The organism is Acinetobacter sp. 22512 (assembly GCF_052044755.1).
GTDB classification, from domain to species: Bacteria; Pseudomonadota; Gammaproteobacteria; order Pseudomonadales; family Moraxellaceae; genus Acinetobacter; species Acinetobacter pittii.
Genome location: NZ_JBQENP010000017.1, coordinates 22,366 through 34,876, shown reverse-complemented (window position 1 = coordinate 34,876; position 12,511 = coordinate 22,366). Strand labels below are relative to the sequence as shown.

11 protein-coding genes are annotated in these 12,511 nt (G+C 35.1%); 6 read left to right on the top strand and 5 right to left on the bottom strand.

Features of this window, described 5'->3' with window-relative positions; translation table 11 throughout:
• Positions 1-132 precede the first annotated feature (132 nt).
• The gene (locus tag ACTJJG_RS15445) at positions 133-891 is read left to right on the top strand and encodes a hypothetical protein (RefSeq protein WP_069120458.1); all 759 of its coding nucleotides are present in this window, start codon (positions 133-135) and stop codon (positions 889-891) included.
• Between the two features lie 21 nt (positions 892-912).
• On the opposite strand, the gene ACTJJG_RS15440 is transcribed toward ACTJJG_RS15445, so the two are convergent.
• A complete protein-coding gene (locus tag ACTJJG_RS15440) occupies positions 913-1,278 on the bottom strand; it encodes a MerR family transcriptional regulator (RefSeq protein ID WP_002114700.1) in 366 nt (121 codons plus the stop codon).
• Between the two features lie 71 nt (positions 1,279-1,349).
• Between ACTJJG_RS15440 and ACTJJG_RS15435 the strand changes: the two genes are divergently transcribed.
• From ACTJJG_RS15435 to ACTJJG_RS15425, 3 genes are all read left to right on the top strand, one after another.
• Positions 1,350-1,997: an RBBP9/YdeN family alpha/beta hydrolase gene (locus ACTJJG_RS15435; RefSeq protein ID WP_069120456.1), complete on the top strand. Its 648-nt coding sequence runs from the start codon at positions 1,350-1,352 to the stop codon at positions 1,995-1,997.
• A 242-nt stretch (positions 1,998-2,239) separates the two neighbouring features.
• Positions 2,240-2,731 carry a hypothetical protein gene (locus ACTJJG_RS15430; protein WP_005065822.1) on the top strand — a complete coding sequence of 164 codons (492 nt, stop codon included), beginning with the start codon at positions 2,240-2,242 and terminating at the stop codon, positions 2,729-2,731.
• Between the two features lie 116 nt (positions 2,732-2,847).
• The gene (locus ACTJJG_RS15425; RefSeq protein ID WP_372552470.1) at positions 2,848-5,718 is read left to right on the top strand and encodes an HD domain-containing protein; all 2,871 of its coding nucleotides are present in this window, start codon (positions 2,848-2,850) and stop codon (positions 5,716-5,718) included.
• Between the two features lie 44 nt (positions 5,719-5,762).
• On the opposite strand, the gene fadA is transcribed toward ACTJJG_RS15425, so the two are convergent.
• From fadA to ACTJJG_RS15410, 3 genes are all read right to left on the bottom strand, one after another.
• Complete coding sequence (gene fadA / locus ACTJJG_RS15420; RefSeq protein WP_005065826.1) at positions 5,763-6,935, bottom strand: acetyl-CoA C-acyltransferase FadA; 1,173 nt, start codon at positions 6,933-6,935, stop codon at positions 5,763-5,765.
• Positions 6,936-6,947: 12 nt separating this feature from the next.
• The gene (fadB, locus tag ACTJJG_RS15415) at positions 6,948-9,101 is read right to left on the bottom strand and encodes a fatty acid oxidation complex subunit alpha FadB (RefSeq protein ID WP_372552472.1); all 2,154 of its coding nucleotides are present in this window, start codon (positions 9,099-9,101) and stop codon (positions 6,948-6,950) included.
• A 150-nt stretch (positions 9,102-9,251) separates the two neighbouring features.
• Positions 9,252-9,368, bottom strand: coding sequence for a hypothetical protein (locus ACTJJG_RS15410; RefSeq protein WP_078210141.1), 117 nt, complete (start codon positions 9,366-9,368; stop codon positions 9,252-9,254).
• 306 nt (positions 9,369-9,674) lie between these two features.
• Between ACTJJG_RS15410 and lpxO the strand changes: the two genes are divergently transcribed.
• Positions 9,675-10,589, top strand: a complete 915-nt coding sequence (gene lpxO / locus ACTJJG_RS15405; RefSeq protein WP_002114943.1) for a lipid A hydroxylase LpxO — start codon at positions 9,675-9,677, stop codon at positions 10,587-10,589.
• Between the two features lie 117 nt (positions 10,590-10,706).
• On the opposite strand, the gene ACTJJG_RS15400 is transcribed toward lpxO, so the two are convergent.
• The gene (locus ACTJJG_RS15400) at positions 10,707-11,513 is read right to left on the bottom strand and encodes an NPP1 family protein (protein ID WP_372552473.1); all 807 of its coding nucleotides are present in this window, start codon (positions 11,511-11,513) and stop codon (positions 10,707-10,709) included.
• Positions 11,514-11,875: 362 nt separating this feature from the next.
• Here ACTJJG_RS15400 and ACTJJG_RS15395 point away from each other — a divergent pair, with 362 nt between their 5' ends.
• Positions 11,876-12,406, top strand: coding sequence for a peptidoglycan hydrolase (locus tag ACTJJG_RS15395; RefSeq protein ID WP_025469759.1), 531 nt, complete (start codon positions 11,876-11,878; stop codon positions 12,404-12,406).
• The last annotated feature ends 105 nt before the right edge of the window (positions 12,407-12,511 follow it).

Below are 12,511 nucleotides of genomic sequence, written 5' to 3'. Positions count from 1 at the left end.
GGATAAGGATTTAAAGCTTTGGGTAGCGAATACAGTGTTGCGTATTGTGAAATAAATGGCATATAAAGAAGAATAAGCTCTATTTTATAACTATAAAGAGCAAAACTATAAGAAGGGAAATAGGAGGTGTGTATGCGCCGAGTTTTGATTGCGATTGCAAGTCTGATTGTTATCACAAGCATTATTTTTTTCACCTATCAACATATCAAACAGCAGCAGGCCAAAGACAGTAGTCAAATGTTTGATGTCGTCATGACTGAAAAAATGAATCAGCTTTATGACCAAGCACAAGACTGGTCTAAACCCGTCCAGCTCGATATTCACGATAAGCGTTTGGCAGGACACTATAAGCAAATTTCAGAATTTCTTTTAAGTTATTGGATTCAAAATATTAATACACGTAATGCATACTTAAGAGAACTTAAAGCAGCTAAATGGGATACTTTTTTAAATGTGGACCGTTTAGATCTTGATAAAAAACAAAAATTTGCAGAAACCGAAAAGATGCTAGCTGATGTCCGTAAAGCGTCAGATCAGTATCAGACTGAATATGAAAAGATTCATAAAACTTTCTTAGCAAAGGTTCAAGAGTTATCTGTTGATGCAGAGATGAGGCAACTTCTTGAAATGAAATTGGGAACTCAGCAAAAAGCAGATCAAGACCATGCAATTTTTATGATTGAGCTACAAATTTTAGATAAAGCTGAACAAATGTTTAAGCTTCTAAAAAATTATGAATGGCAAAAGAAAGATCAGATGATTCTTTTTCATGAAAATGCTCAGGTCAAAAAGTTTAATGGGCTTTATCAAGATGTTCTAAAGCTAAATGCAAAAATTGAAAAAATTAAGAAAAAAAATGTGGCTGCACTCGAAGGAGATTTAAAAGAATAAGCGAAGTATGAGCATCAAATATTATGATTTGGTGCTCTCGACTTTCCCTTTGGTTAAAAAAGATTGTAATAAACTTTGAGAAGTTTGTAGTTTGTTTAACTGCTCAGACACATGCATGAGTTCAGTTTGCAGTTTTTCTTGAACCACTGAGCATAGTGTAAATACGCGTTCATCTAAATCAAAACAAGGCAGCAAAACCTGAATATCTTTTAGGTGCATGCCTGCATCATTTAATATTTTAATTTTCTTAATATTTTCAATATCTTTTTGCGTATAACTTCGATAGTTATTACTCGCTCGAAGAGGCTGTATAAGCCCTAAGCTCTCGTAATAACGCAGCATACGAGGGCTTACTTTTGTGAGCTCGGCAACTTTAGCTAAGTTCATAAAATGGGGTTGACCTTAACAGTGGTGTCATAGTTTAGCATGTTTTTATCTTTCAAAATGGTACTTGTTCGATGATCAGAAAACTCATTTTATTGGTGTTATTCGGATTAATGTCATTTGTTGCAAATGCCAAAACACTTGAACTTCAGGAGAAGAACATGCGTCAAATATTTGTGCTTCACGGTTACTCTGCTTCTATAGATGATCATTGGTTTCTAGATTTAAAACATCAAATAGAAAATGAAAATATAGCGGTTACTTTAATTCCATTTCCAGATTCTGAGAATCCGGACGTAGATGCATGGCAGAAAGTTTTAGATCAACAGATCCCTAAGGTGGATGAAAATACCTATTTTGTTGCGCACAGTTTAGGGGTGATTACGTTACTGTACTTTTTGCAAAGGCATGATTATCAAAATATTGGAGGAATGATTTTAGTATCTGGATTCTCTGGTCTCATTTCAGATTCTTCTGTTCTCAATAGTTATATAACGAAGAGTAAAGTCGATACGAACTACTTTAAGGACATAAAGAAAAAGCTGGTGTATTTATCTGATAATGATGATTTGGTTCCGCCCAAACTGACTATTGAATTGGCAAAAGAAGTTGATGCGCCGTACATTACCGTTCCTAATGGCGGGCATTTTTTAGGTCGTGAAGGTTATACGGCATTTCCGCAAGTCGTGAATTCTTTAAAAGAGATGTTAGACAGCAAATAAAACCAATAAGTTAAATCGCACTCTATAATCTGAACACTTTTGTTCAAGTTATAGAGTGTTTTATAGGATGCAGTTTAATAAATAGAAGAACCATACTTTTACATTAAAAAATTTAATTATATTTACCGTTTATCTGAGCCTTACTGAATCAAATTCGACTTTGTTGTAGCCTATTTATAGATACTTTTAATTTAATCATCATCTTTTAATTGAAATAGGGTGACTGATTTTTGGAGCAAGTTATGAACTTTCTAAAACAATCAGCCTTCATTGCTGCATTTGCTTTTATGGGTTTACCGACTGTTCAAGCAGAGGAAGTAGCGACTTTACCAACAATTCGCGTTATGGCTGAATCTGAGCTACGTGAAGAGGTAGGATTTGTACCCTTCCAAGAAGATAAAAAAGTGCGTCAGGCTCTGCAACATCATGAGTATAAAACGCATTACGATATACAAAATGCTTTAGTCCCTGAAGGCATGACTACAGTAGATTATCAGCCAGTTATGGCTCAGCCCGATTTGTCCCAGCTTTCGCCATTTCTACAAGAATATATTTTAGCGGTAGCGGGTGGAATACAGTCTTCTGATCCAACCAATGGTATCTTTGAAATGTTAAGACCTTTGAATATTAATCGAAGTAATGTTGATGCTTATCGTGAGGGTACGATGAAAGTTAACCTTAGTGACCTCATAAAATTACAGCAGCAAATACAAGATGGGTTAAAAGGCCGATAAAATAAAAATCCCCGCATTGAGCGGGGATTTTTATTTAAAAATAATATGTTGTTTTTAATCAAAAAATAAAAGATGCGGTATTATTGGTATAACTATACTTATTTAAAAATAAAGATATGAGCACTCAATTAATTGCACATTTAAAAAAGAAATGTGAAACCGATGACAATGTAAAAATTTTACTTTCTCAGTGGGAGTTTGATCAAAAACTTGTAGGCAAAGCTTTAGAAAATATTGGGGGATTTTATCCACACTTTAGTAATCATAATGCCTCACATTCACAGCAGATTTTAGTCAATATTGAACGTATTTTAGGAAAAGATATTGAATTATTAAGTACTACGGATACTTGGTTAATTCTTGAGTCTGCATATTGGCATGATGTTGGAATGTTAGTAGATGCTAAATCAGCAAAAGAGGTACATGGCAATGATGATTTTAAGTTTATGGTCAAAACTATTGCTCAAGATAAAGGTCATGATTTACATACTTTTTGCTTGGCTTATGAACAAAATGGTTGGGTTGGAGCTATAGGTTCACAAGATCATCCATTTGATGGAGTAGAAAAATATAGGCAACTAATTGCAGAGTGGTTCAGACGTAATCACGATAAACGTATAGGTGGTTTAGTTGAAGACCCATTTGAGTTTTTAAATATTACCTCTCCGCGGACAGAATTATTACCTAAACGTATTTATAGATATTTAGGGCAAATCTGTATGTCGCATGGCATGAATTTTACTGATTTGATGGAAAAACTACCTTTTAAACAAACGGGTTTAGGTAGAGAGGATTGTCATCCACGATTTATTGGCTGTTTACTTCGGTTAGGTGATTTGTTTGATTTAGATGATAACCGTTTCTGTCCTGTTATGGCGAAACATCTTAGCCATCAACCTAGATTAAGTAAGGCTCATGAAGATAAACATCTATCTTTACGTGAGTTTCAACTTGATAAACGAACAGTAAAACTTGTTGCAGAGTGCCCAAACGAGATGGCATATGTTGAAACTCAGAACTGGTTTGGATGGATACGTGAAGAATTTCAAAATCAGATGTCACAATGGAATTTAATTGTACCAAATCCCAATTTTGGTTCTTTACCAACAATTGAACAGTTAGATGTAAATATAAATGGCAATAAAAAGCTGTTAGATCAAAAACCTATGAAATTTAGTTTAGAAGAAAAAAATGCAATTCAAATATTACAGGGAGGAAACTTATATACTGATATTTCAAGCATATTAAGGGAGTTAATACAAAATTCAATTGATGCATCGCTTATAAGAGTTAGCTTAGAACATAAAAATAAATTAAAAAATTTAAGTCCCGTAGATGATATTTTTATAGATACTCTAAAAAAATATCCAATTGAAATAAGTTTTATAAAGGAGGGAGATAAAGCATATTTGAAAATTAAGGATCGGGGTGTAGGCTTTAGTCTAGAAGATTTGAAGTATGTACAAAAAATTGCTGGCTCTAGGAAAAATATTAAAAGAACTAAAATTATTTCAGAAATGGAACAATGGATGAAGCCATCTAGCTATTTTGGAATAGGGTTGCAAAGTGCTTTTTTACTTTCAGAAAAGTTGATTTTTGAAACAAAAAGCTTTATCACAGGCGACTCTTTTTGGGTGGAAATGAACTCACCTTTAGAAAATAATAATGGATATTGTTTTATTAATAAAATAGGAAATAATTATGATGATTTTGGAACTGAGTTAAAAGTAGAGCTAAATATTAAAGAGCTTTCAAAAAGTTTTTTTGTTGAAGAAAATTATTTGAAAAAAAGGGGGTTTATTAAAAATGATTACATATTAAAAACTGAATTGGTTTTTATCGAAATAATTAAAAAAATTAAAGAAAAATTTATTGGAAATACCACTTTTCCTTTAATTTTTGATGAAAATTTAGATAAATATTTAAAAGAAATTCTACAGGAAGATGAATTCCAGTTGAATAAAACTTATAAAACATTTGATTATAAATATTGGAATCATAATTTAAATTTAAAAATTATGATTAATAAAAAGAAGTTTAAGGCAGGAAATAATACAAATTTTTACTTTAAGGGACAACGAGCTGACTGCCGTGGATGGAATTTTAAGTTTCCTTTAAGTAGTTTTTATGATTTTAGTTTTGATTTTTATGGGTTTGATGCAAAAGATTGCTTAAATGTAAATAGAGATATTTGGCTGAAAAGTTTTGTTGAAATTTTCAATGAAAAAATAGTAGATGAAATTTTGGAAGATATTCTTAATAGAAGGAATGGATTTGAATATATTTTTTCTGAATTTTATAATTTGGTTAATTTATATTATGGAAAAAATATAAGGGATTTAAGCGGTATAGAGTTTAATACTAGTCTTGGATATTTAAAGCTAGAAGAAATTAAGAAATTTAATAATATATACTTAACAACATATTACTATGAACATCATGATGCTACCCCTGGTGTTTTTAAACCAGATGTTATAGTTCTAATTGATGATTTGAAAATAATAGATAATTTTATTAGTTCAATGCAACCATTTTGCTGTTATAAAGTTGAAGGTTTAAAATTTTTGGCAATAAGAGGAGATATCAGTCTAATTTTTACCGATCAACAAATTACTCTAGATAACAATAATGTTAAAGTTTATCAAATAGAAAGTATGGTGAAATCTTTGCAATATTTTTTAGAAACCAAAATTATTTATCAAAGTGAACAACGAAGAGAAAATGATAGTTTTCAAGATGTTGATTTCCCAATAATTGCAGATCAAGATGTTTTCTCTAGTGATTATAAAATTTTTTCTTTCGAGAATAAGGTGGTTTTCCCACTTTATTATACTGTCAAAGAAATTCATATAATTCCTTATGATGAGTATTTGTCACTTTTGACAGAACACATAAGGGTAAATATAACAATTGAACTATATAATGATTTTATTGGTTTTCTTAAACAAGAAATTCAAAAGATAAGTTCTATTAAAATTACTGGTTAAAAAAATCCCCGCATTGAGCGGGGATTTTTTTATCTTGGTGTTAATTAAACACGTTCGATCACTGTTGCAATACCTTGACCAAGGCCGATACACATGGTCGCAAGACCAATTTGAGTATCTTGTTGTTCCATTACGTTCAACAAAGTCGTTGTGATACGCGCACCAGAACAACCTAGTGGGTGACCCAAAGCAATCGCACCACCATTTAAGTTAATGATGTCTTGCTTGTCATAAATACCTAAGCCTTTCATTACTGATAAGCCTTGAGCAGCAAATGCTTCGTTTAACTCGATAGTTTGAATATCAGCCATCGTTAAACCAGCACGTTTAAGCGCTTTTTGAGTTGCTGGAACTGGACCGTAACCCATGATTGCTGCGTCACAACCTGCAACCGCCATAGAGCGAATGACAGCGCGTGGTTTTAAACCTAACGCTTGTGCGCGTTCAGCAGACATAAGTAACATTGCAGAAGCACCGTCAGACAACGCTGAAGATGTAGCAGCAGTTACAGTACCGCCTTTCGGGTCAAATACAGGACGTAATGCTTTGAACGCTTCAAGGTTTGCATCTGGACGAATTACTTCGTCGATGTCGCAAAGGATTTTAAAGCCATTTGCATCATGGCCTTCAACACCCACGATTTCGTTTTTGAAACGGCCTTCTTGAGTTGCAGCCCAAGCACGGCGGTGAGATTCAACACCAAAAGCGTCTTGCTCTTCACGGCTAATACCATTCATGCGACCTAACATTTCAGCAGTTAAGCCCATCATGTTAGATGCTTTTGCATAGTGTTTAGATGCTTCTGGGTTTAAGTCGATGCCGTGCATCATACCTACGTGGCCCATGTGCTCTACACCACCAATAATGAAAATATCACCTTGGTTTGTTGCAATCTGTGCAGCAGCAGTATGAAGCGCTTGCATAGAAGAACCACAAAGACGGTTTACTGTTTGACCAGCAACAGTTTTTGGTAAGTCAGCCAATAAGCCGATGTTACGGCCAATGTTCATACCTTGTTCTAGAGTCTGGTTTACACAGCCCCAGATCAGGTCTTCAACTTCGTTTACATCAAACTGGTTACGGGCAACGAGTGCACGAACCAATTCAGCAGATAAGCTGTCAGCACGTACATTACGGAACATACCGTTTTTGGTTTTACCCATTGCAGAACGTACGCCATCAACGATGACAACGTCACGTGGATTTAAAGTAGCCATTCACGTTGCTCCTTAACCGTAGAATTTTTTGTTGTTAGCAGCCATGTCGCGCAACATTTGTGGCGCTTCATAAGCCTTACCTAAGTGTGCATATTTGTCGCAAAGTGCAACGTATTCAGCAACACCAGTCTGGTCGATATAACGACATGGACCACCACGGAATGGAGGGAAACCTACACCCATAATCATCGCCATGTCTGCTTCAGCAGCAGTTGCAACGATGTTGTCTTCTAAGCAACGAACTGTTTCGTTACAGAAAGCAAGCATCATGCGGTCAATGATTTCTTGGTTATCAAACTCGCGTTTCTCACCCGTTACGAAAGGAGCAATGATTTCATATGCTGTTGGATCAACAGTTTTTGCTTTTTTGCCTTTCTTATCAAGTTCGTATTTGTAGAAACCAACGTCATTCTTTTGACCAAGTCGTTTAGCTTCGTACATTGCTTGGATTGAACCTTTAAAGTCTGGCTTCATACGGTCTGGGAAACCTTCAGCCATGACTTCTGCACCATGTACACCTGTGTCGATACCTACAACGTCGATGAGGTAAGCAGGACCCATTGGCCAACCAAACTTAGACATTACATTGTCAACTTGCTGGAAGTCTGCGCCGTCTTTTACAAGAAGGTCAAACGCACCAAAGTAAGGGAACAATACACGGTTAACCAAGAATCCTGGGCAGTCGTTTACAACGATCGGTGTTTTGCCCATTTTTTGAGCAAGCACAACAGTAGTTGCAATCGCTTCTTCAGAAGTCTTTTCACCACGAATTACTTCTACAAGCGGCATCATGTGAACTGGGTTGAAGAAGTGCATACCAACGAAGTTTTCAGGACGTTGTAATGCTTTTGCTAAACGTGTGATTGAAATCGTAGAAGTATTAGAAGCAATAATCGTATTTTCACGAACATTTTTCTCAGTATCCGCAAGTACCATTTCTTTTACTTTTGGATTTTCTGTAACTGCTTCGATCACGATATCAACTTCTTTAAACTCATCGTAGCTTAAAGTAGGACGGATACGTGCAAGCGTTTCACCCATTTGCGCAGGTTTCATTTTCTTACGTTCAACTTGTTTAGTTAACAAGCTGTTCGCTTCTTTCATACCTAGAGCAAGTTGTGGATTACCAATATCTTTCATGATAATTGGTGTGCCTTTGCTTGCCGCTTGGTAAGCAATACCACCACCCATGATACCAGCGCCAAGTACAGCTGCTTGGTTTACAGGGTGTGCACCTTTTTCATATTTTTTAGCAGTTTTCTTAACAACTTGGTCATTGAGGAATAAACCAATCAATGCACCAGCTTGTGGCGTAATCGCAGCTTTTGCAAAGCCTTCAGCTTCAGCTTTTAATGCTTCGTCACGCGCAAGACTTGCACCCGCTTGTAATGAATCAAGTAATAATTTTGGAGCAGGGTATTGAGCAGGGTTTGCTTTAGCAAGCACTGCACCTTTCGCAGTATTGAACGCCATCATTTGTTCAAGTGGGTTCAATTTTACAGCTTCAAGCTTTTCTTGACGTTTTGCTTTCCAGTTTAAACGACCAGAAATTGCTTGCTTAACTAAGTCAGTTGCAGCTTCAAGTAATTTATCAGCAGCTACAACCGCATCTACCGCACCATCTTTTAGGGCAGCAGCTGGTTTTTTAGGAGCAGCCATCGCCATCCATTCAACCGCGTTGTCGATACCAATCAGACGGCTTAAACGTACGCTACCGCCGAAACCTGGGTAAATACCAAGTTTAATTTCCGGTAAGCCCACTTGTGCAGCTTCTGACATCACACGATAGTCACAAACCAAACACATTTCAAAACCGCCACCTAACGCCATACCGTTAATAGCAACAACTTTTGGAATTTCTAAATCTTCAAAGCTATTGAAGATTTCGTGAACAGGCATAAGCCAGTCAACAATTGCTTTTTCGCCTTGTGCGAAGTTTTCACCAAATTCGGTAATGTCTGCCCCAACAATAAATATCGATTTGCCCGAGGTAACAACTAAGCCTTTAATATCATTATTTGCTTTTACCGCAGCAATAGCAGCTTGGAAATCTTCAATTGTTGCACGGTTAAATTTATTGACCGACTCACCTTGTAAGTCAAAGCGGAATTCTGCAATTCCGTCCGAAAGCATTTGGACGGTAATGGCATTGCCAGCGTGGATCATGCCTGATCTCCTTAGTTTTGGAGGACTTCTAAGTTGATGTTATGAAGCGTGTGCACATCTTAGGTACACATTTATGCTTCGCTAATCTTACGATAACTATATCTAAAAAAAACCTGACAAGTTGTATCAAGCCGTGACGCAAGGGTCATCTTATTTATTATTCAATTCATCTATATGAAATGCATAAAAGAAATCATAAAGATAGCTAATAACGAAAGACATTTGTTTTAATTTAACTTTTTCTTGATAAAGCATAGGAATTATCAATTTTTTATATAAAAACGAATAAGTTTTAAAAGTTAATTTTTTGTCAAAAATGTCAATTGTTAGTGGGATCATCTGTAAATAACAGTAATAATAGTAATAAATTTTAACTTCCTTAAATTTATGGAAAAATACACTATATTTAAAATTTTTATTACACCAGCGCTGTCTATTATTTGACTTAATTTTTTTACATTCGCTTTTTCTAAGTCAATTTTGTTAAAATTTGCACCAATTAAATAAACTTCCGGTTTCTCTCTCCTTAAATATAAGGTGAAGTTGCCCCTAATCTTTTGAAAGAGTAGCAATATGATTAAGTGGATCATATTAGCGATTTTTGTGATATCAGCATTGTATATCCAACATCGCGGCAAAGTGCGTCACTCGTTTTATCGTCAATTTTTTGACCATTCAACCTTGCTCGCACCGATTAACTTTTTAATGTACATCTTTTCAAAGGTGCCGAATCAACCTTATATCGATACACAGCATTTTAAAGATTTAAAAGTGCTGGATGAAAATTGGGAAATGATTCGAGATGAAGCGAAAGCTTTATATGACCAAGGTGGGATTAAAGCTTCAAGTACCTATAACGATTTAGGTTTTAACTCATTCTTTAAAACAGGTTGGAAGCGTTTTTACCTCAAATGGTATGAATCGAGTCATCCATCTGCTGCTGAGCTTTGCCCAAAAACTACAGCACTTCTTAAAACATTGCCGACAATTAAAGCAGCAATGTTTACCGAGCTTGCACCTGACAGCCGTTTGGTAAGACACCGTGATCCGTATGCAGGTTCTTTGCGTTATCACTTAGGTCTAATTACACCAAATGATGACCGTTGTTTTATTGATGTCGATGGCGAAAGATATTCTTGGCGTGATGGTCAAAGTGTCGTGTTTGATGAAACTTATATTCACTATGCTGAAAATAAGACTGATCAAAACCGTATTATTTTCTTTGCAGACGTTGAACGTCCAATGAAAGTAAAATGGATGGAGCGTTTCAACCATTGGTTTGGTCGTAAAGTGATGACTGCGGCAAGTTCACCGAATGAAACAGGCGACCAAACAGGTGGCTTAAATAAAGCTTTTGCTTATCTTTATCAAATTCGTATTAAAGCTAAAGCCTTAAAAGCATCGAACCGTAAGTTGTATTATTTCTTGAAATGGTTCTTGATGCTTGGGATTTTCTTTTTGATTTTTGTTCGACCATATGTATTTTAATAAAAAACGCCCCAAAGGGCGTTTTTTACTTTAAGCAATTTTATTTAAATTATTTTAAATATCAATTCTCTAAAAATAGTTAAAGTTCCAATAAATTAAGTTTTTATTAAGTTTTAATTAATAAAAAGTCACATTGTTCCATTCAGCAGGTTTCTTACTATTTAAAAAATTAATAATTCGAGATGGTTTTATTTCAAGTGTTGCTTGACCGTAGTCCGAGCTAAAAAGAGTATTAATGTAATTTGTAGGTGCCTGATCAATTTCAATCACATTAGGTAAAACCCATTTTCCTGTTGGATTTTCTGGAACCTCATTAACGACTTGAATATTATTTGATGTCTTGGATGTTGCTAAACGCAAAGCATGTGTCAATACCCCATCTTTATGGTAAACAACGGCGTAGGCATTATTACCATATTCTTTTGCTAATGGAGATTGATTGGCGGGTGTATTAATTTGTTCTCCATGTGCACTTACACCTATATGCGTCACTTTACCATCCTTCATCCAGACTACAGCGTGCTCTAGATCATGTCGGTGTCCTATGAAGTCTAAACTACCATTTACGGCTTTATCTTTAACAGTGTAAAGTGCAAAAATACGACCGCAGTAAATGGAATTCTGATAAGTCGTACATTTTTCTTTATAAATAATATTTGCTTTGCTCAATTGATCCCTATAGCTGCATTGACCCTCTAAAGTGCCTGAAGTATCCAAACCATTATTAGGGAAATAGTTTTCACCTTGTTTTTGTACTGGTGCTGAAGCTAAACATCCATCTGTATCGAAATCAAAGACAATTTTTCCATTTTCTAAATTTACAGGTTTCAACGTAGAAAGGCCTGTAATACATGCTGGTTGGTCTGTACTGCATAGAGGAACTTGGCTCCAGTCTTTTGAAAAACCTTGAGTTGAGTAGATCATGCTACCGATTAGAGTAAAGATTAAGATATATATATATTCATATATTATGGATATTTTAAGAGTTGAATCCAAATATTAAAAAAGTTAAATGACATTATTTTTTCAGTTTTATTAAAATATTATTTTATGTAGACTTTAATAATATTTTATTTTTTAATATTTTTTTATAAAAAATAAATTTATGTAAACTTGTACTAAGTAGATAATATGAAAAATGTATTGATTATTGATCTAAATGATTAATTTTGTGACCTATTTCACAGTGCTGGTAATTTGTTACAACTATTAAGAGCCAATAGGCAATTTTGATTCTACAATGGCGCGGTTTTTTCGAAGACTGGTCAGCGGAAGTAGGTTTTAAAATGGCTCATGCTCATCACGCAGCTCATGCACATGTTCATCATATCGAAGAGAGAAAAGAAGACAGTTCTCAAGGTGATTTAAAAACAAAAGTGATGTTAAGACAAGCAGCTTCGACGACTGAAAAATCTAAACGATCTATAACTAAAAATCATAAAGCTGAAGACCAAAATATTAATTTGCATAAGTTCTCGAGTAAGCTCGAAAGTATCTCTGCCAACCATAGTAAAGAGAAATGCGCCAAAAATATTCGTATTGCTCTACAAGCGGCTGGAGCAGATGTGTCAAAGCATCCTGTAGCTGCTTCTGATTGGGGGCAAACGCTAGAAAAGAATGGTTATAAGAAAATTAAACCTGCTTTCAACCGTCCACAAGAAGGTGACATTTACATTATTGAGCGAACTAGTGGCCACACTTATGGTCATATTGCAGGCTATACAGGCAATGGTTGGTTCTCGGATTTTCGTCAAAAAACCTATGCGGTGTATAAAGAAAAAGACGTTAAATATAGTTACTATCGTCTAGACTCTTAAGCGAGTACGACACAATCTGTCGGACCATATTTAAATTGCTTTCCAAATTTATGTTCTAGCACAGTAAAGCACTTGAAAATTAGGGGTGAAAACATCACATTAGGT